The sequence below is a fragment of the Lacrimispora sphenoides JCM 1415 genome, assembly GCF_900105615.1.
Taxonomy (GTDB): domain Bacteria; phylum Bacillota; class Clostridia; order Lachnospirales; family Lachnospiraceae; genus Lacrimispora; species Lacrimispora sphenoides.
Genome location: NZ_LT630003.1, coordinates 4,492,928 through 4,513,037, shown reverse-complemented (window position 1 = coordinate 4,513,037; position 20,110 = coordinate 4,492,928). Strand labels below are relative to the sequence as shown.

The 20,110-nt window shown below is 45.2% G+C and carries 15 protein-coding genes; 8 read left to right on the top strand and 7 right to left on the bottom strand.

The genetic code is table 11. From position 1 onward, the window contains the following. The first annotated feature begins 109 nt into the window (after positions 1-109). The 3 genes from asnS (at position 110) to BMX69_RS20345 (ending at position 4,523) form a co-directional block, all read left to right on the top strand. Entirely contained in the window at positions 110-1,501 is a 1,392-nt protein-coding gene (gene asnS, locus BMX69_RS20355) for an asparagine--tRNA ligase (RefSeq protein WP_054791290.1), read from the top strand. An 84-nt stretch (positions 1,502-1,585) separates the two neighbouring features. Beyond that, the gene (locus BMX69_RS20350) at positions 1,586-2,656 is read left to right on the top strand and encodes a metallophosphoesterase family protein (RefSeq protein ID WP_054791325.1); all 1,071 of its coding nucleotides are present in this window, start codon (positions 1,586-1,588) and stop codon (positions 2,654-2,656) included. 4 nt (positions 2,657-2,660) lie between these two features. Continuing rightward, positions 2,661-4,523 carry an ATP-binding protein gene (locus BMX69_RS20345; protein WP_100043363.1) on the top strand — a complete coding sequence of 621 codons (1,863 nt, stop codon included), beginning with the start codon at positions 2,661-2,663 and terminating at the stop codon, positions 4,521-4,523. 77 nt (positions 4,524-4,600) lie between these two features. On the opposite strand, the gene brnQ is transcribed toward BMX69_RS20345, so the two are convergent. Together brnQ and BMX69_RS20335 are read right to left on the bottom strand one after the other, a co-directional pair. Beyond that, positions 4,601-5,911 (bottom strand): branched-chain amino acid transport system II carrier protein, encoded by a 1,311-nt coding sequence (gene brnQ / locus BMX69_RS20340; RefSeq protein WP_100043362.1) that lies wholly within the window; start codon positions 5,909-5,911, stop codon positions 4,601-4,603. Between the two features lie 9 nt (positions 5,912-5,920). Then, positions 5,921-7,099: a ribose-phosphate pyrophosphokinase gene (locus BMX69_RS20335; protein WP_025230767.1), complete on the bottom strand. Its 1,179-nt coding sequence runs from the start codon at positions 7,097-7,099 to the stop codon at positions 5,921-5,923. A 245-nt stretch (positions 7,100-7,344) separates the two neighbouring features. Here BMX69_RS20335 and BMX69_RS20330 point away from each other — a divergent pair, with 245 nt between their 5' ends. Further along, complete coding sequence (locus BMX69_RS20330) at positions 7,345-9,018, top strand: S8 family peptidase (protein WP_100043361.1); 1,674 nt, start codon at positions 7,345-7,347, stop codon at positions 9,016-9,018. 56 nt (positions 9,019-9,074) lie between these two features. On the opposite strand, the gene BMX69_RS20325 is transcribed toward BMX69_RS20330, so the two are convergent. From BMX69_RS20325 to BMX69_RS20305, 5 genes are all read right to left on the bottom strand, one after another. After that, positions 9,075-10,067, bottom strand: coding sequence for an ATP-binding protein (locus BMX69_RS20325; protein WP_100043360.1), 993 nt, complete (start codon positions 10,065-10,067; stop codon positions 9,075-9,077). Between the two features lie 36 nt (positions 10,068-10,103). After that, a complete protein-coding gene (locus BMX69_RS20320; RefSeq protein ID WP_100043359.1) occupies positions 10,104-11,147 on the bottom strand; it encodes a DnaD domain protein in 1,044 nt (347 codons plus the stop codon). A gap of 312 nt (positions 11,148-11,459) precedes the next feature. Beyond that, positions 11,460-12,839, bottom strand: a complete 1,380-nt coding sequence (gene murC, locus BMX69_RS20315; protein WP_100043904.1) for a UDP-N-acetylmuramate--L-alanine ligase — start codon at positions 12,837-12,839, stop codon at positions 11,460-11,462. 167 nt (positions 12,840-13,006) lie between these two features. Beyond that, positions 13,007-13,891, bottom strand: coding sequence for a hypothetical protein (locus tag BMX69_RS20310; RefSeq protein ID WP_100043358.1), 885 nt, complete (start codon positions 13,889-13,891; stop codon positions 13,007-13,009). Positions 13,892-14,181: 290 nt separating this feature from the next. Next, on the bottom strand, positions 14,182-14,688 hold the full coding sequence (locus BMX69_RS20305; RefSeq protein ID WP_100043357.1) for a QueT transporter family protein: 507 nt from the start codon (positions 14,686-14,688) through the stop codon (positions 14,182-14,184). Positions 14,689-14,988: 300 nt separating this feature from the next. Here BMX69_RS20305 and BMX69_RS20300 point away from each other — a divergent pair, with 300 nt between their 5' ends. The 4 genes from BMX69_RS20300 to BMX69_RS20285 all read left to right on the top strand — a co-directional run bounded on the left by BMX69_RS20300 (position 14,989) and on the right by BMX69_RS20285 (position 20,049). After that, positions 14,989-15,306 carry an ArsR/SmtB family transcription factor gene (locus BMX69_RS20300; RefSeq protein ID WP_025230760.1) on the top strand — a complete coding sequence of 106 codons (318 nt, stop codon included), beginning with the start codon at positions 14,989-14,991 and terminating at the stop codon, positions 15,304-15,306. Positions 15,307-15,484: 178 nt separating this feature from the next. Beyond that, positions 15,485-15,862, top strand: a complete 378-nt coding sequence (arsD, locus tag BMX69_RS20295; RefSeq protein WP_054791288.1) for an arsenite efflux transporter metallochaperone ArsD — start codon at positions 15,485-15,487, stop codon at positions 15,860-15,862. Continuing rightward, positions 15,756-17,600, top strand: a complete 1,845-nt coding sequence (gene arsA / locus BMX69_RS20290) for an arsenical pump-driving ATPase (protein WP_330387493.1) — start codon at positions 15,756-15,758, stop codon at positions 17,598-17,600. Before arsD ends, arsA begins: the two co-directional genes overlap by 107 nt. Before the next feature lie 481 nt (positions 17,601-18,081). After that, positions 18,082-20,049: a methyl-accepting chemotaxis protein gene (locus BMX69_RS20285; protein ID WP_100043355.1), complete on the top strand. Its 1,968-nt coding sequence runs from the start codon at positions 18,082-18,084 to the stop codon at positions 20,047-20,049. Positions 20,050-20,110: the final 61 nt, after the last annotated feature.

Sequence of the window (20,110 nt, the reverse complement as noted above, 5' to 3'; positions counted from 1 at the left end):
TTACATTTTAAGCCATATCTTGCGTTTTTACACCCTTCCCCCTTGAATCAATGCTCGAAATACAGTATAATCTTACTAAGTATGCGAACATGTAAAAGGAGAAGCCACTATGGATTTAATCACTGTAAGACAAATATATAAAGACAAAGAATCACTTCTTAACACGCAGGTTACGATCGGAGGCTGGGTGAGAAGTTTACGGGATTCCAAATCATTTGGATTCATTGTTTTAAATGACGGAACTTATTTTGAAACACTTCAGGTCGTCTATCATGACACTATGGAAAATTTCTCTGAAATATCCAAACTCAATGTAGGAACCGCTGTTATCGTCACCGGTACCCTGGTACCCACTCCCGATGCAAAACAGCCATTTGAGATCCAGGCGGATAAAATTATTGTTGAAGGGACTTCTACACCGGACTATCCCCTTCAGAAAAAGCGCCATTCCTTTGAATATTTAAGAACCATTTCCCATCTGCGTCCCAGGACCAATACCTTTCAGGCTGTTTTCCGTGTGCGTTCTCTGATCGCTTATGCCATTCACCAGTTCTTCCAGGAAAGGGACTTTGTGTATGTACACACCCCCATCATTACCGGAAGCGACTGTGAGGGCGCCGGTGAGATGTTCCAGGTTACTACTATGGATTTAACAGATATTCCAAAGACTAAGGAAGGGTCTGTGGATTTCACCCAGGACTTCTTTGCAAAGCCTACCAACTTAACCGTAAGCGGCCAGCTCAATGCGGAGACCTATGCTATGGCATTCCGCAATGTTTATACCTTTGGACCTACGTTCCGTGCAGAAAACTCCAATACCACCCGCCATGCGGCAGAGTTCTGGATGATTGAGCCGGAGATGGCCTTTGCCGATTTGGATGATAATATGGAGCTGGCAGAAGCCATGCTTAAATATGTGATCCGTTTCGTCCTGGAGCATGCACCGGAAGAGATGAACTTCTTCAATCAGTTTGTGGACAAGGAGCTACTTAACCGCTTAAACCATGTTTTAAACTCTGAATTTGCCCGTGTGACTTACACCGAGGCCATAGAGCTTCTGGAGAAGCACAATGAGGAATTTGACTATAAGGTGTTCTGGGGCTGTGACTTACAGACCGAGCATGAGCGCTATTTAACCGAGCAGCTCTATAAGAAGCCTGTATTCGTAACAGACTATCCAAAGGAGATCAAGGCCTTCTACATGAAGCTGAATCCGGATAATAAGACCGTGGCTGCCGTAGACTGCCTGGTACCCGGAATCGGCGAGATCATCGGAGGAAGCCAGAGAGAGGACAATTATGACAAGCTTGTGGCACGTATGGACGAGCTTGGCCTTGAGAAAGAGGATTACGAATTCTATCTTGACTTAAGAAAATACGGTTCTACCCGCCATGCAGGCTTTGGCCTTGGCTTTGAGCGCTGCGTGATGTATCTTACCGGAATGGGCAACATCCGTGACGTGGTTCCATTCCCAAGAACTGTCAACAACTGCGAGCTTTAAGCCTGTACCGCAAATTCCCTTCCCAAAAGGCAGGGAATTTGTGGTTTCAGTTCAGCTATGCAGAGGACCAGCGAGGTAATGATAATGAAATTCATACATATTGCAGATGTTCACTGGGGCATGAGCCCGGACAGCGATAAGCCATGGAGCAAGGAACGGTATCAGGACATCAAGGACACCTTTGCAAAGGCGGTCAGCCAGGCAAAGGCCCTGGAAGCCAACTGCCTCTTTATTTCCGGAGACTTATTTCACCGCCAGCCCCTGGCCAGAGATTTGAAAGAAGTAAATTTTCTATTTACCACCATACCGGATGTCCATGTGGTCATCATTGCCGGTAACCATGACCGCATCCGGAACAACTCTGCCCTTTTAAGCTTCACCTGGGCTCCCAATGTATCTTATCTCATGGGAGGGGAGCTGGAAAGTGTTTACTTTAAGGACATCAATACCGAGGTTTACGGTTTCAGTTACCACTCAGCAGAAATCCCCGAAAACCGCCTTGATCATTTAAAGGTGCCCAACAACGGGCGCATCCATGTCCTTCTTGGTCATGGGGGCGATGCCAACCACATCCCATTTGACAAGGGCGCCATGGCCAATCTGGACTTTTCCTACATTGCCATGGGGCACATCCACCGGCCGGAGATCTTACTGGAAAACCGTATGGCATTTGCCGGTTCCTTAGAGCCGCTTGATAAGACAGAATCCGGGCAGCACGGCATGATGGTGGGGGAGATCAATGAGGTGACCCGTATGGTGACTTCCTTAAGGTTTATTCCCCTTGCAAAGCTCCAGTACATCTCCCTGGCAGTTAATGTAACAACTGCCACTACCAATACGGAGCTTGCCATGAAAATCACCCAGGAAATCCAGAACCGGGGATCGGAAAACATATTCCGGTTTCGAATCCGCGGCATGAGGGACCCTGACATTTCCTTTGACTTAGAGATGCTTTCCACCCGTTTTAAGATCATGGAAATCATTGACGAATCTGAACCTCAGTATGATTTTCCCGCATTGTTTGCCGAACACCCCAGCGATATGATCGGTTTCTTTATCCAGGCCCTTCAGAAACCAGAGATGAGCCCGGTGGAAAAAAAGGCCCTTCATTACGGCATTAACGCATTGCTTCGTACAACGGACGAAAGGAGCTGACCCCATGAAAATAATTGATATCTATATCAATGGCTTTGGGAAATTCCATGGCAGAAACCTTACCTTCCGGGATGGGCTAAACATTGTATATGGGAAAAATGAGGCCGGAAAATCCACCATCCATACATTCATCCGGGGAATGCTTTTCGGTATTGAACGCCAGAGAGGCCGTGCATCCCGGAATGATCTTTACACAAAATTCGAGCCTTGGGAAAACAGCGGCACTTATGAGGGGCAGATACGGCTGGAGCATAAGGATCACATTTACCGGATCGAGCGCACCTTCCAGAAGAATAAAAAAGAGTTTAAGATCGTAGATGAAACCGCCGGACGGGAGATTGAGCCGACTAAGGCATTTTTAGATGACTTATTATGCGGTTTAAGCGAATCGGCATACATTAACACCGTCAGCATCGGCCAGCTTAAAAGCGCTACCGATGAGGGCATGGTTTCCGAACTTAAAAATTACATAGCCAACTTAAACACCACGGGAAACTTAGCCCTTAACATCACAAAGGCTGCCGCCTTTTTAAAGTCACAGAAAAAGGAGCTGGAATCCCAGATGGTTCCGGAAGCGGCCCGGACTTATACCTCGTTATTAAGCGAAATCCGCAACACAGAAAAGGAAATCTCATCTCCGGAGTATGAAAACCAGATTCAGGAATACCATAAGCTCCGCTCCCATATCAGGGTATCCATGGATGAACAGCAGAAAGAAAAGGAAGAACTTCTTCAAAAAGCCGCAAGGGGCAGGCAGGTACTGAACAGCAACCAGTTTTCCGACCAGGCGTCTATAAACGCCTGCCAGGCAAAGGCCCAGGAAAACTATGACGAATATATGGAAGCCAGGGCGGCCTGCAATAAAAAACCAAGAAAGATCTTTTCTGTCCTTTCCCTGGTCATCGCCACCTTGCTGTTATGCGGCACGGGAGTACTTTATTATCTGGGAGAAGCAAATTATTTCACCGCTTACTATGGACTTGACCTCATCCTTTTGTTAGGTATTTTTATTGGAACCGCCACGATTTTCTACCTGATCGGCCTGATTCTGTTTTTACGGCTGAGGCATAGCCAAAAGGACATGGAAATGAGCGCCAAGATCCTGCAGGAGATCCTATCCAGACATTTGGGAAATACTGAGATATCTTCAGAAACGATCCGCGCATTCCAGACAAAGATGGCAGAGTTCACCCGCTTATGCTCAGCGGTAGCCAAATCGGAAGCCGTCATCGCTCAGAAAGCGAAAGATATTGAGGAGCTTTCAAAAAAGCAGGAGAACTGTGGGGAATCTATTGAAAAGCAGCAGAAAAGCCAGTGGGAGCTTGAGAAAAAGCTGGAGCACTTATCAAGCTGCAAAACCCAGGCTGAAGGACTTAAGCACATCCTGGCGGAGAACGACCGGATCCGGGAAGAAATATCCGCCATTGACTTAGCACTGGAAACCATGACCAGCCTCTCCTCCTCTATCCGGGACTCCTTTGGCCTATATCTAAATAAAACAGCTTCTGACCTTATCGCCGGGATCACAGGGGGAATCTATACCAGCATGAGCGTAGATGAGAACCTGAATGTATTTCTGAATACAAAAACCAAGCTGGTTCCTTTAGAACAAGTCAGCAGCGGCACCATGGACCAGGTTTATCTGGCCCTTCGATTGGCGGCTGCCACCTTGATTCAGGAGGGCAACGAACGGATGCCATTCATATTTGATGACAGTTTTGTACTATATGATGACGACAGGCTTCGGACTGCTTTAAGATGGCTGGTGAGCACTTATTCCGACCAGGTTATTATCTTCACCTGCCATCAGAGAGAGGCCCAGATGCTGACCGCAAACCTGATCCCCTATCACCTGATAGAAATTTAACCTCATGATAATGTTCCAATAATAAAAGACTGTTATGACGGCTTGTAAGCCTCATGACAGTCTTTTTACTATAGATCCTATGATCTGTTCCTATATCCGGCTAAACCGGCTAAAACGCCAGCCAGAAGCCCTGTAATAGCCGGCCCGATCCAGCCAAGTCCCATACCATAAAGAGGAAGCATGGAAAGCCCGGGATTTAAAAAGCTAAGACCTGCCTGTTCCAGGGACAGAAGCACACTGACGATTCCTGTGAAACTAATGGAACAGACATAAACAGCCTTCCACTTCCTTCCGTCCGGAAAACCAAAGGACAGCAGAATGAGGACAATGGCTATGGGGTAAATGGCATTTAACACCGGTACAGAGACTTCTAATATCCTGGTAAGACCGATATTGGAGATTACCAGGCTCACCAATGCGAAGGTGAATGCCCATACACGGTATCCCACTTTTGGTACAATGGTGCAGAAATACCTGCTGCAGCAACTGATAAGGCCGATGCAGGTATTTAAACAGGCAATGAAGAATATGGCGGCCAGCATCACAAGCCCCACATTCCCATACAAAAAACGTACCGCCTGGTTCAAGGTCTGAGCTCCGTTTTCTCCCAGCCCCATTGCGCCGCCGGTGACGGCTCCCACGTGGGCCAGAGCACTGTATACCATTAAAAGAACACCTCCGGCGACGAAACCGGCCTGAATGGTTTCCTTTACGACGGAAGCTTCCTGTTTGATTCCCATTGCCTGAACATTCAAAGAGATAATAATTCCAAAGTTCAGGGCAGCGATGGTATCCATGGTCAGATACCCTTCAAGAAATCCTTTTACAAATGGATTGGACCCATAGGACTTTGACGGAAACCCGTAAGAGCCTGCCGGATGGACTACGCTGCCTGCAAATATTACCACGATCAGGGCCAAAAGGCAGGGAGTCATTATCTTACCCAGACGGTCTGTTAATTTATCCGGTTTCAATGACACGACAAAAGCAATGGTAAAGAACACGGCGGAATAAAGGAACTGGGAGAGAGCTCCCGAGCCCCCTTCTTTTAAAAAGGGGACCACCGCCATCTCAAAGGAGGTGCTGGCAGTTCTGGGAATTGCGAGACACGGCCCTATGGATAAGTAAATGAGCAGAGTAAAAATAAATGCAAATCTGGGATGAACATGGCCGGCCAACTTATTAAGGCCGCCGGACTTAGCCACTGCAACCACACCAAGAACCGGAAACCCGATGGCTGTCACCGCAAAGCCTGCCATGGCAATCCAGATATTCGTTCCCGCGGATGCACCCAAAAAGGGCGGAAAAATAAGATTTCCCGCCCCAAAAAACATGGAGAAAAGTGTAAGGCCTACTAAGACCAGTTTCTGCTTCGGTAATCGTTCCATATGCCCTTTTTACCTGTCACCTGCGCGGTAACGCTCCAGAAGCCGGTTAATTCTTTTCGTTGGATTTAAAAGCTCGCTTAAGGATGCGTCATGGTTTAAATTATCTATGATAAGTGCAATATACTTACTCATATCAACATTGATATAGTATGGTCTGGATAAGAGATCAGGGGTCTGATAGACCAGATTGGTCGTAAGGATCCTGTCAATAAATCCATTCTCATAATATTCATCAAACTTTGCAAGACCGTTGGTAAAAAGGCCAAAAGTGGAGCAAACAAATACTTTCCTGGCTTTTCTTCTCTTAAGCTCCTTCGCTACATCAAGCATGCTTTCGCCGGAAGAAATCATGTCGTCAACTATGATCACATCTTTGCCTTCTACGCTGCTTCCCAAAAATTCGTGGGCAACGATGGGATTGCGTCCATTCACGATTTGAGTATAATCCCTGCGTTTATAGAACATACCCATATCAAGGCCAAGAACATTGGCAAAGAATACAGCACGTCCCATGCCTCCCTCATCCGGGCTGATGACCATCATATGCTCGCTGTCAATATCCAGTTCTTTCTCTTCCTTCAGTAAGTACTTGATAAACTGGTAAATAGGCTGAACAGTTTCAAAGCCCTTTAAAGGAATCGCATTCTGCACTCTCGGGTCATGAGCATCAAAGGTGATGATGTTCTCAACTCCCATATTCACCAACTCCCGAAGGGCCAGCGCACAGTCTAAGGATTCTCTGCTGGATCTCTTATGCTGTCTGCTCTCGTATAGGAATGGCATGATCACATTGATGCGGCGGGCTTTTCCTGCCGATGCTGCAATGAGTCGCTTCAAATCCTGGAAGTGATCATCAGGAGACATATGATTGGTCATCCCGCACAGGGAATAAGTAAGGCTGTAATTACACACATCCACCATGAAATAAAGGTCATCACCCCGTACAGATTCATGCAGGGTACCCTTTGCTTCGCCGGATCCGAATCTTGGCGTGCTGGCTCCGATAATATAGGAATCTCTCTGATAACCTGAAAAAGCGATGGTTGACTTATGTTCGCTCTCCCGCTCCTGTCTCCATGACACCAGGTAGTCATTGACCTTATCTCCCAGCTCCTTGCAGCTTTTTAACGGTATCAGACCCAGTGGACCTACCGGTATGGTTTCTATCGTCTTTTCTTCGTAAAGCATTCTTCTCTCCTCCAACGTATCCTAATACAACGCAACGGTTCTTTTATAACATTATGTGCGGAATTAGTCAAGTTAATCGATGTATTTAGGACTCTTTATCTCTCATTGTAACCTTTGAAAGAACTTGATGCAACTGTTAATTTCTTACGTTTATAATCCAATGCAATGCTCCAGGATATCCTCATAATAGATGTTTTTCCGCATAAAATGTATTATGTACCCAATAAATACAGGGAGGATTTATCTTGTTAAAAATTTTGGATAATAATTATTATGACTTAATAATTAGTAATACCCTGGTTCCTTCCTATGATACTGGAAATAATATCACCTTTTTAGATATAAGGGATTCCCTTCTGCACGTACCTGTCACTACCGTTGACCCCTGTGATTTAGGCCGTCATCCCTATAACAGCTTTCCCTTCCTCTACACACCAACCTCTACGACCAGCCTGGAAAAATCCGGCATCACAACCGTTCAGAGAAATCCTTTTCTGGCTCTGTTCGGCAGAGGCGTCCTGGTGGCTGTCGTTGATACCGGAATCGACTACAATCATCCTGCATTTAAATATAATGATGGAACCTCACGCATCCTCACGATATGGGACCAGACAGTGCAAACGGGTACGATTCCCGATACCTTTACATTCGGTTCCGAATACAGCAGGGATCAAATCAACGCTGCTTTAAATTCAGAGGATCCCTTGGCCCTTGTCCCCACAACGGACCCCGTCGGACACGGAACGGCCATAGCCAGTGTTTTAGCCGGTACCCCGAATGAGGCCGAAGCCTTCAGCGGTGTCGTACCTCAGGCTGATCTTGTGATCGTCAAATTGAAAGAAGCAAAACAAAACTTAAAAAATATCTTCTTTGTTCCGGAAAACTCTCTCTGCTATCAGGAATCCGATATCATACTTGGCATCCGTTATGCATTTTCAGTTTCAGAACGGTTAAACCGCCCTCTTGTGGTATGCGTTGCTTTAGGAAGCAGCCAGGGAGGTCATGACGGCAGGGCCTCCATTGACAGCTATATCGATTACCTCACATTGCTGCCTGGAATCGGAATATGCGTTTCCGCCGGCAACGAAGGGAACAATCAAAGGCATTACTTTAACTCCACCACCGGAGCTCCTTATTATAATGATTTTGAATTAAGAGTGGGGGCCAATGATAAAATGCTTTCCATGGAGATCTGGTCATACGCTCCGGCAAGGCTGTCCGTAGACATCTCTTCTCCGAACCGTGAATCCACACAGCCTGTTTTTCCTACCTTCAATCAATGCAGAAGGTTCAGTTTCATATTTAACGAAACTGTCATCTATGTTAACAACTTCATATTTGAGGAAGCAAATGGAGATCAACTCATCCTGCTGCGGTTTAACAATCTCATTCCCGGAATCTGGTACCTGCGGGTACAGAATATTGAAAGTGAAGGCTTTGCCTTCCATTCCTGGCTCCCTTCCGGCGATTTGATTTCAAGAGATACATATTTTCTCAATTCAAACCCTGATACGACCATAACCTCTCCTGGAAATGGAAGGCATCAGCTGACAGTGAGCGCTTATAACGATGCGACAAACAGCATCCTGCCGGAATCCAGCAGAGGCTATACAAGAATCGGTGAAATAAAGCCTGATCTGGCCGCACCTGGCTTCGAGCTCACCTGTGCGGTTCGTGGTGGCCAATATGGATCGATAACAGGTACCGGAGCGGCGACGGCGCATGCTGCCGGAATCGTTGCCATGGTGCTTGAATGGGCCATTGTCAGAGGTAATTACCCCCGTATGACCGGAAATAATGTGAACCGTCTCTTAATCAGCGGTGCAGTACGCAGCAGCTCTTATGTTTATCCAAATAACATTTGGGGATACGGGCAGGTGGAGGTAAACAGACTTTTTGAGCGGCTTGCCAGCCTTTAAAAACCATAGGAAGCATAGAAAATCCAGGAGCCCATTGAGATGGGCTTCCTGGTTTTTTATTTATTAATATGTTTCTTTCTGATACGAATATCATCTCCATAAAGGGGAATCACCGTATAGCGGCTGATCAGCCTTGATGTCACACGTTCCGTATACCGGTCCCTCAGCTCATTTATGGGGTGGTTGGTGGATATGATCGTGGACCTGGTAGAATTAAGCCGTTCGTTGATGCAGTAAAACAATTCAGAAGATGTAAAACTGTTATTAAGCTCTGTACCCAGATCATCAATGATCAGAAGGTCGCAGTCCAGAATATACTGGTACATCCCTTTCATATCTTCTTCATCCTGGTAATCGAACCGGTTCTTTGAAAATACCTCGAATAAGTCATTGGCCGATAAGTATATCACGGAATAATACCGGTCAATCAGCTCCTTGGCGATGCAGTTTGTCAGGAACGTTTTACCGACTCCTGTAGGGCCTGTAAACAGCAGGTTTCCATGTTCCCCGGAAAATCCCTTTACAAAGCTTTTGCAAGTCTCCACAACCTGTCCCATGTACTGTCTGACGGTTCTGTTAAGAACCGGAACCACCCTGGTATCATCAAAGTATTCATAGGAAAATGTATCGAAATTTTCTACAGCAATAATCTGTTCAATGTTTGACTGAGCGTAAAGATATTTCATTTCAGACTGGCGGAAACAGTGGCACTTGGTCCCATCTGCGTATCCGGTATCCTTACAATCCGGACACCGGTACTGCATCTCCATATAGTCCGCAGAGTAACCGGCTGCCTTTAAGAGTACACTTTTCTGCTCTCTCAAGTCTGCAATTTCATTTCTTAAGTCCTTAAGAGCTCCCTTGTCCCCTTCAAGCAGCCTGCGCGCACTGGCCACTGCACTGGTGCTGATGAAATCATCAAGCTCTTTTATAACCGGAATCCTGCGGTATACTTCCGCAATCCGCTCTTCCTGTTCATGGCGGTTCTTAAACTGTTGCTGTCCATATGCCCGCATGATAGCATCGTACTGTGAATTGCTCAGCGCCATAATTACCTCCGTTCATCCTGCTGACCTTATGTAATATTACTGCCGCTCCGATAATTGCTTTAAAACAAGGGCATCATAATCAATCTCTCTTTGAGGGAAATTCTGAAACTGGTTCTGTCCCTTTCTTCCCTTAGTGCTCTGAGCCTGCTTATTATCACCGCTTTTTCCGGTTTTATGTTCTCCGCTTCTCATGCGTTCCGCATACTGTTCGTCCAGCTTTTTAATCTCTTCCATGGAGCGTACACCGGCTTTTTTCCAGCCCTCTAATATTTTGTCCGCATACTGAAAGCTGGGCGCATGAGTAGCCGCCAGTGTCCTGTTACAGGCTTCAACAACCAGCTCCCTGGCAAATCCATAGGCGCGGAACCACCTGTCTATGAAGTCCTTCTCAAGATCTCCCGGTTTCCTGTCATTTAATCCAAAGGCTTTCATAACAGCAAAGGAATCCTTGGTAAAGGTAAGGGCAAAGCTCTTGGCATCTTCCACGGTCCGAAACCCTTTTTCATGCCAGCTGATAGCCACCGTTTCAATATAACGGATGCTGCTGTGACCACCTTGCACACAGTATTCTACCACATATTCTAAAAGCTCAGCAGGCATGTGCAGGCCGTCATATAGATAGGCAAACACCTCGCACTCCCTTTGGGTGAATACCTTATTCATGTATTTCTGGGCAATATAAAGAAGCTGAGAGAAATCCTCATCTCCGGCCAGACCGCTTATCTTTTCTGGGGAGTAGACCATACGGCGGCCGGATGGTGCTGGTTTTACTTGTTCCTCTGCGATGATTCCGGAACAGGCTGTTTCTGATGCCGCTGGGGATACTTCCGGTTTAGCTGGAACGTCTTCTTTTAGGACTCCGGCATTCTTCCAGTATGATAAAGCCCGCGCTACATCTGCTTCTGTATGGTTTAACGCATCCGCAATCATGGAAACGGTGATTTCTTCTCCTTCATGGCGCATTAAATATAAATATTCTTTTATGTATTCTCCATTGGCCGCTGCCATGTATTCGTCAATGAACTCATTGGTAATGACTGTAACGTTGATCTTGAAACTGCTTTTAATATTCAATGTCATAACCCTCACCTTTTTTATATAGCCAGTCCGCAGTGCAGCGAGAAAAGCCTGCGGCTGCTCATTGCTTTTGTGAATATCATACCACAGGTCGTATTAAAAGAAAATAGCCGTAGTTATCCACCATATGAATTGTGGATAATGTGGATAATGTGGAAACCAGGTATACATAATTAGGATTTCTCCACCGAATCATGTCGATTTGCTGATAAAACCGGGATTTCTTAAATTGTTAGACTATAAATTATGTAAATTAAAAAATCCACATAGCTTCTTAACATAAAATGTTGAAAACTATGTGGATAATGGGGATAACTATAAGCCTAAAAGCTTTTCTCCCACTTTTACGATATCTCCAGCCCCCATAGTTATCAACAAATCACCGTGTATACAATTTTCTAAAATAAATGTTTCAATCTCATCAAAGGATGAAAAATAATGGACTTTTACGCCTCTTTTCTCGATTCTCTCTGCAATATCCCTGGAACTGATTCCTAAATCGTCCGCTTCACGGGCCGCATAGATGTCCGCAAGAATCACCTCATCTGCCAGAGACAGTGCCTCTGCAAATTCATCCAGAAATGCTTTTGTCCTGGTATATGTATGAGGCTGGAATGCCACCCACAGCTTTTTATGGGGATAATGCTTTGCTGTTTCCAGAGTTGCCCTGATTTCCTGGGGATGGTGAGCATAATCATCAACGATGGTGATTCCTGACAGTTCTCCCTTTTTCTCAAAACGCCGGTTGGTACCTGTAAAGCGCTTCAGTCCTTTTTTAATCAGCTCCAGCCCGATTCCCAGCTCTGTACAAACGGCTGCAGCTGCCAGTGAATTATACACATTATGTTCTCCCGGAACGCCCAGTGTCACGGTATCCACAATATTTCCGTCAACCTTTAAATCATAAGTCGCCCTTGCCAAATCGTCAAAACGGATGGCTTCGGCCTGATATCTGCTTCCCGGTTTCTTTCCAAATGTAATCACGTTGCATGGAAGCCCCTGGGTAATCTCCTCCCTGCTCTCAATGTCATTGTTTATCACCAGGGAGCCGTTTTGGGGGAGCTTTTCGGCAAACAGGCGAAAAGAGTGGCGAATATCCTTAATATCTTTAAAGAAATCCAGATGATCTGCCTCTATATTCAGGATTACCTCCATGGTAGGGAAAAAAGACAGAAAGCTATTGGTATATTCACAGGCTTCTGTTACAAACAGTCTTGGGCCTCCTACCCGGATATTGCCGCCAATGGAGTTTAAGATTCCGCCTACCGATATGGTGGGGTCTGTTTCAGCAGCCAAAAGAATCTCAGTGATCATAGATGTGGTGGTGGTCTTTCCGTGGGTACCTGATACGGCTATGGAATTCTCATAATTTTTCATCATCTGTCCAAGCAGTTCTGCACGGCTTAGTATGGGAAGTCCTTTTTCTTTAGCCCTTGCAAATTCCGGATTATCGGGATGAACGGCAGCGGTGTAGACAACTACGTCAATTCCTTCTCTAATATTCTCTGCCCGCTGGCCATATGCGATCGCTGCACCCTTTGTCTCTAAATGGCGTGTCAGCTCTGAATTCTGGGAATCTGACCCAGTAACGGTAAATCCCTCGTCAATAAGAATTTCCGCCAAACCGCTCATGCTGATTCCGCCTATTCCAATAAAATGAATTGCCTCTGGTTTATGAAAATCAATTTGATACATGTTTTTTCCATCCTTAATTTTGTTTTCTGTAATAATGAATGCCATTCTTTACTGCGTACTTTCTTATTATATAAGAAAGCACTGAGAAAATCTACAATTTAATTACAATCAAAAATATGCACCTTACAGATTTTATGTTCTGTAAAGTGCACTTTATGACACAGTCCTTATGATCCCAGGGCAATCTTTGGCATCTCTTCCGCCATGTTGCCGCTGCTTACCTGGGGCATTCCTATAGCAGATACCATCAGGTAAAGCATCTCCTTATAGCTTCGGAAAGGCTGCTCCACCCTGCCTTCCCGCCAGTAAATGATGCCCTGCCATGTAGAATGCTCACGAAACATGATTTTAATTGAAAAAGTTGCAGTTTGCCCGCCCCTTCTGCACATGGAACAGGCCTCATTGGAAATCAGACGTCCATATTTGACTCCATATTTTGGAATCTTTTCCTTTGATGCCCTAATATCCATAAAGCTTCCCAGGGTTCCCGCCAGATCAGCCAGAACATCATGCCGTTCTGTCAGGTCTGCAGGTATATTTTGATAATTTCCCATTATGCGTCCGGACTCATAAGCATCAATGGCCACATGGAAGGAATTCAATGGTTCCCCTTCCTGTCCCATCAGGAAGTCTCCTCTCAACATCTTATTCATTAAGAGAATTAATTGAAGCATGCTTTCAAATGACTCCTGCCTGTCTCCATCCTCCCAATGGATCAATCCCTGCCAGCTGGCATGGTAACGATACTGTACATATATACGGAAGGTACTTCGTTTTCCCTTTCGTTCTTTCTCTTTGCTGGTCCGCGTCACAAAATCTGGAGGATTTGTTCCGGGAAAGTGACGCATTTGAAATGTCTGTTTCGGACAACTCATGGAATCAAATATACGGTCCATATTTAAAATCATCTCCAGCATACTGCCGTATTGGATCCCCTGAGAATCATCACAATGAAACATAACCCCCTTAACGCTCCAATTGTCGCATTCATCCACTGCTACAGTGATATACCGGTCGGTACCGCGTACTACACTCACTCTTCCTTTTGTCATAATTTCCACCATCATCCTTGTGTTATGATATAATTATAAATGAAGGCGGTTACATATTGGTCACATTTTCCATTTTGGGTTAAAGTTTATATAACGATTGTAACCTGCCTTTTGATCTAATGTTATGAGGGAAGAAAACACTCTCTATGAATATACATTTACGGAATACTTTTGCTATCATATAAAGAGAAAGCTCATTCAGGATGCTTATTACAAAACACCTGAACAAGCTCAAAAGTAGCTCTTAAATGCATGAAGCTATGCTGCGGCACCGTAAAACTTTCAAGTTCTTATTTATCCGACAAGAAACGCCCGAATATTACATGCCTATAATTGTTCAGCACGCCAAGCAGTATGTTGCCAAGGATTCCTATTACTAGAATCTCTCCTATTCCCACTGTCAGCATCCCATACCAGATAATATCCTCTGAGCCGTAAGCGTACCGCAGAACCCATGGGATGATAATGGTATTTGCCAAAATCGGCGGAAGGCATACCAGCCACCTGTTTTTCCGAAGCTTATAGGAACCGATAGCTCCGATCAGGGTTGCAAGACTTCCAAAAATCACATCCAGGGTTGCTGCTCCGCATAATAAATTTGACAGGAAGCAACCAATGAACAATCCAGGAATTGCTGCCGGAGTAAAAAATGGCAGAATACAGAGGATCTCTGAAATTCTAAACTGGATGGGACCGAAGCTGATAGGCGCAAAAACCATGGTCAGCACAGTGTAGACTGCAGCAATCGCCGCTGAAAAAACCATAAAATAGGTTTTTTCTGAAGTTTTGTAATGCATATTCATTTCTCCTTTAGTTTTGTTTTAGGTGTGGAAGGTCTCGAACACACCGGCCGTTGAATGCAGATAGCCTTGATATGTAGGAAAATCAAGGGGGTCTGCGACCTTATTGCATAAAAAAGTGTAGCACAAAATACGTTAAAAGGCAAGTAATGACCCGGAATTTGTAACGGAAATAATCCATTTTACGAAGGATTTATTAAAGTACATATGGATGATATAGAAAAGTAAATTATATTGACATATTTTTATTTAAGGCATATGATAATACATAGAAAATATTCTATGTGAGGTTGTACTATGGAAGAAAAATACATTCAGAATGCTAAAATTTTAAAGGCTTTATCCGACCCGAAACGATTACGCATTGTTGATATGCTTTCTTGCGGAGAGCTTTGTGCCTGCAAGATTTTAGAAAAGTTTCATATTACCCAGCCGACCCTGTCCCATGATATGAAAGTCTTAATAGACGCTGGCTTGGTAAAAGCAAGGCCGGAAGGCAAATGGATATATTATTCATTGAATGAGGAACGCCTAAAAGCTTTTTATCAGCAGTTAGGAGAGATATTCACTTCAAACCCCGATTGCATATGCCATCGGAAAGGCAGTGATATATAGTTTGTTACTGTGACCGCAGCTGTCGGTGTCATGTTCTCAATGGGAAATTTGGCATCGACAAAAAAGTCGTCGAAATATAGAAAAAATTCTATATGACAATGATTGTATGAAATTTGAACATAGAACGCTTCTTCACGGAACGCGATTCTAAATAAATTCAATGAAAGAAGGTAACTTTATGAAAACAATGCAAATCTTTGAACCTGCTATGTGCTGCTCTACCGGACTTTGCGGAGTAGGAGTTGATCCCGAACTGCTTCGTATCTCTACTGTACTTGATACATTGAAAAAACATGGCGTAACCGTTGATCGTTTTAATCTCAACAGTGCACCAATGGAGTTTGTGAATAATAAGGCCGTGAATGACTTCATAAATGACAAAGGGCCAGACGGCTTGCCCGTTACCCTGATGGATGGAAAAATCCTTCTGACCGGCAAATACCCCACTAATGCGGAATTTACGGAGTGGTTGGGCCTGCCTGCCAACTTACTGGGTAGACCAGTGGAAAAAGCGCAGGGAAATGATGGCTGCTGCTGCAAAGGAGGCTGCTGCTAAAGTGAATTTATTTGACCCTTGTACAATCAAACTTACAAAGTATCTCTTCTATACCGGCAAGGGCGGCGTGGGAAAAACAAGCGTTGCCTGCGCCACCGCTGTATCACTGGCAGACAAAGGAAAACGAGTGATGCTGATCAGTACCGACCCGGCATCTAATTTACAGGACGTTTTTTCTATGGAGTTAACAAACAAGGGGATACCGATTCCCGACGTGCCTAATTTGGCGGTGGCGAATCTCGACCCAATTCAGGCTGCTGCTGAATACCGGGAAAGCGTCATTGCCCCTTACCGCGGCAAACTTCCTGATGCTGTTCTCGCTAACATGGAAGAACAGCTTTCTGGCTCCTGCACCGTGGAGATCGCGGCGTTTAATGAATTTTCCAACTTTATCACAGACGGTAAGATACAACAGGAATATGATCATATTATTTTTGACACCGCACCCACAGGCCACACTCTGCGAATGCTTCAGCTCCCGTCCGCATGGAGTAATTTTATCAGCGAAAGCACTCACGGTGCGTCCTGCTTGGGCCAGCTTTCCGGTCTGGAAAGCAAAAAGATGATTTACAAGCAGGCTGTGGAAACTCTGGCAAACGGAAATTTGACCTCATTAATCCTTGTGACGCGCCCCGAGACAGCACCGTTTAAAGAAGCAGCACGGGCTTATGGCGAACTTTCCTCCCTGGGAGTCCTCAATCAAATGCTGGTTATCAATGGTGTACTGACTGAATACAGCGACCCTCTTTCTTCCAACTTGTATGAGAAGCAGCAGACCGCGCTTAATGCAATGCCGGAAAGTCTCCAGACGCTTCCGCTCCATATGGTACCCTTACGAGCCTATAACGTCACAGGACTTGAAAATGTGCGTGCCTTACTGAATACCGACCATGTAACTGTACACAATGAAACGCTGAACCGCATTCATGTTCCTGCGTTAAATAATGTGATCGACGAACTGGCAAAAAGCGGCAAGCGCGTTATTTTCACCATGGGCAAAGGCGGCGTAGGAAAAACTACTGTTGCTGCTGCTGTGGCGTTGGGTCTTGCAAAGCGCGGAGAAAAAGTTCATCTTACAACTACCGACCCCGCCGCACATCTGAAATTTGTGCTGGACGAAAACTGCGGCGTTTCATTGAGCCATATAGACGAGGCCGAAGAACTGAAAAAATACCAGTCTGAAGTGCTTTATAAAGCTCGTTCGTCTGGTATGAGCGATGGTGATATTGCCTATGTTGAGGAAGATTTGCGTTCTCCCTGCACACAGGAAATTGCTGTGTTTCGTGCCTTTGCAGAAATAGTAGATAAAGCTGACGATCAGGTAGTGGTGATTGATACGGCACCTACCGGTCATACCCTGCTTTTGCTGGAATCCACTCAAAGTTACAATCATGAGATTCAGCGAACAAAAGGTGAAATCCCTGAATCAGTGAAGAAACTTCTGCCAAGGCTGAAATCTGATGAAACCGAAGTTCTTATTGTGACCCTGCCCGAAGCAACACCTGTTTATGAGGCATTGCGTTTGGAGGACGATTTGAAGCGGGCAGGTATATCCGCTCAGTGGTGGATTATCAACCAATCCTTGTACGGCGCGGATACCACCAATCCCATGTTGGCAGCAAAGGCGGCAAATGAGGTGGAATGGCTTAATCGTGTTGATAAACATGCTGACGGTAAATTTGCATTAATTACATGGAGTGCAGAAGAAATCAAAGGGGACCGTTTGTTAATGTTATAGCAAACTTTTGTCAGAAATCCTGCCGTTATGTATAATCAACGGCAGGATTATATACTTTGCAATATAAACCTTGTTGATTGCGGTAAATACAAGGAAATAGATACGTAAAATCCCTCAGGCAGTTATATGCCTGAGGGATCTGATTATCGGTAATCTGTTTTATTAATAATGAGCCGTTCTGCACTTCTTTCAAAGAAATGGTAGCCGGAACCACCCTCGCTGATGATGTCAAGCACTTCATCTGGCACCAGGCTTTATCATATTAAGTAAATCAGGCAAGGTGTCGTTGAGTACCACAAAAAATTTATTTAGTCTCCTTAAAAAAATTTGGTTATAAAGTAGTCATTTCAATATAGAGCATATTACGTGATTTGTCTATTAGCATTTTATATCATATTGCAGAAAAGGAATTAGACATTTTTCCTAACATAAAGTATACTTAAATTCGCAGACTTAAGCGAAGTACAAAGGAGAAGTGATAATGAAAAGCATAAAAACTAAAATACTGCTAAGCATGGCTTTGACAGTATTTATTTCCCTATGTGCAGTGGGAGGTACCAGCATTTATTTAAACTATTCCAGCATGATCGGGACTATGAACCAGACCATGACGGAACTGGCACGCACCGCCTCACAGCGGGTTTCAAAAGAACTGGATATTTATAAGAATATTGCCTATGAAGTCGGCAGCATTGACCGGCTCTCCAACCCTGGAACCAGCGTGGCTGATAAAAAAACCATCATAGACCAGAAGGCAAAAGCCCACGACTTCCAGCGTGGAAACATACTGGGGGCAGACGGAATCAGCTTGTTTGATGGAAAAGACTATTCTGACCGGGACTATTTCCAAAAGTCCCTAAATGGCGAGACAGTGGTATCCGATCCTTTAATCAGTAAGATCACAGGACAGCTTACCATTATCATATCCGCCCCATTGTGGGATAAGGGAATTCCGGATTCCAAAGTCGTGGGCGTCGTATATTTTGTCCCTACAGAGACCTTTTTAAATGATATCGTTGCCAGCATAAAGATAAGTAAGGGAAGCAATTCCTACATACTGAACAGAAGCGGCGGTATCATTGCCGATGTGGATATGGAGAAAGTAACCAATGTGACAAATACCCAGGAAATCGCAAAGACAGATCCCGGACTGGCTGCTCTTGCTGCTCTTGAGAAGGGAATGACCGAAGGAAATAGCGGATTTGGCCGTTACAACAAGGGGGGCGTAAACGAATTTCTGGCATATGCACCCATTGAAGGGACCGATGGCTGGAGCTTCGGCCTCAAAGCTCCCATGACGGACTTTATGGGAGCGACCATAACCGGAATCGTCATATCGGTAATACTGCTCATCGCAGCACTGACTGTGGCCGGAATCATATCGGTTGTCCTTGCAGGAAGAATCGGAAATCCCGTAAATGCCTGTACCGAACGCTTAAAAAGACTGGTGCAGGGTGATCTGGAGTCTCCGGTTCCTGTAATCAACAGCCAAGACGAAACCGGTGTGCTGGCAGAAGCTACCCGGGAGCTGGTGGACGGGTTTAAAATGATCATCGGAGATGTAGATCATATTCTCAATGAGATGGCAGAAGGCAGCTTAACCGTTTCTTCCAGCTGCGAGTCCGCCTATGTAGGAGGATTTGGCGGGATTCTTCAGGCCATGACCCAGCTGCAGTCCAGGCTCAGAGATACTCTCTTAAGGATCGACCAGTCCTCTGAGGAGGTAGCATCCGGTGCCGAACAAGTATCCGCAGGTGCCCAGGCGCTCTCCCAGGGAGCAACAGAGCAGGCCAGTTCCGTGGAGGAGCTGGTAGCTACCATAAGTCTTATTTCTTCTCATGTGGATTTAAATGCTAAAAACGCAGAGGAGGCCACTCTCCAGGCAAAGGAGACTTCAACCCAGCTGGAAAATGGAAAAGAACAGATGAAGAGAATGACCGATGCAATGAACGAGATCAACCATACTTCCAGTGAAATCGGTAAGATCATAAAAACCATCGAAGATATTGCCTACCAGACCAACATCCTGGCTTTAAACGCAGCGGTTGAAGCCGCCCGTGCCGGAGAAGCCGGAAAAGGCTTTGCCGTCGTCGCCGACGAAGTGCGAAATCTTGCATCAAAAAGCGCGGAGGCCTCAAAAAATACCGCTTTCCTCATAGAAAGCTCCGCCCAGTCGGTACAGAAGGGAACGGGAATCGCCGGTGAAACAGCGGATTCTCTGGAACGAATCGCAGCTTCTTCCGAAAAAATGGCTTCTCTGATATATGATATCGCAGAAGCTTCCCAGGAACAGGCAAGCTCCATTGCCCATGTGGCCCTGGGAATCGACCAGATATCCGGCGTTGTGCAGACCAATTCCGCTACTGCAGAAGAGAGCGCAGCCACCAGCGAAGAGCTCTCCAGTCAGGCCCATATCTTAAATGGCCTGATGGATCAGTTCCGGTTCTAATTCATACAAAACCGCTTCATAATGAATGATTAATGGCAATTAATCATCATCATTCATTATG

Excerpts from the sequence above, each read along its gene's own strand:
- asnS (WP_054791290.1), top strand. The coding sequence starts at position 110 with ATGGATTTAATCACTGTAAGACAAATATATAAAGACAAAGAATCACTT.
- brnQ (WP_100043362.1), bottom strand. The coding sequence starts at position 5,911 with ATGGAACGATTACCGAAGCAGAAACTGGTCTTAGTAGGCCTTACACTT.
- BMX69_RS20305 (WP_100043357.1), bottom strand. The coding sequence starts at position 14,688 with ATGCATTACAAAACTTCAGAAAAAACCTATTTTATGGTTTTTTCAGCG.
- BMX69_RS20310 (WP_100043358.1), bottom strand. The coding sequence starts at position 13,891 with ATGACAAAAGGAAGAGTGAGTGTAGTACGCGGTACCGACCGGTATATC.
- arsA (WP_330387493.1), top strand. The coding sequence starts at position 15,756 with ATGCGGAATTTACGGAGTGGTTGGGCCTGCCTGCCAACTTACTGGGTA.
- BMX69_RS20300 (WP_025230760.1), top strand. The coding sequence starts at position 14,989 with ATGGAAGAAAAATACATTCAGAATGCTAAAATTTTAAAGGCTTTATCC.
- BMX69_RS20335 (WP_025230767.1), bottom strand. The coding sequence starts at position 7,099 with ATGCTTTACGAAGAAAAGACGATAGAAACCATACCGGTAGGTCCACTG.
- arsD (WP_054791288.1), top strand. The coding sequence starts at position 15,485 with ATGAAAACAATGCAAATCTTTGAACCTGCTATGTGCTGCTCTACCGGA.
- BMX69_RS20345 (WP_100043363.1), top strand. The coding sequence starts at position 2,661 with ATGAAAATAATTGATATCTATATCAATGGCTTTGGGAAATTCCATGGC.
- BMX69_RS20285 (WP_100043355.1), top strand. The coding sequence starts at position 18,082 with ATGAAAAGCATAAAAACTAAAATACTGCTAAGCATGGCTTTGACAGTA.
- BMX69_RS20325 (WP_100043360.1), bottom strand. The coding sequence starts at position 10,067 with ATGGCGCTGAGCAATTCACAGTACGATGCTATCATGCGGGCATATGGA.
- BMX69_RS20350 (WP_054791325.1), top strand. The coding sequence starts at position 1,586 with ATGAAATTCATACATATTGCAGATGTTCACTGGGGCATGAGCCCGGAC.
- murC (WP_100043904.1), bottom strand. The coding sequence starts at position 12,839 with ATGTATCAAATTGATTTTCATAAACCAGAGGCAATTCATTTTATTGGA.
- BMX69_RS20320 (WP_100043359.1), bottom strand. The coding sequence starts at position 11,147 with ATGACATTGAATATTAAAAGCAGTTTCAAGATCAACGTTACAGTCATT.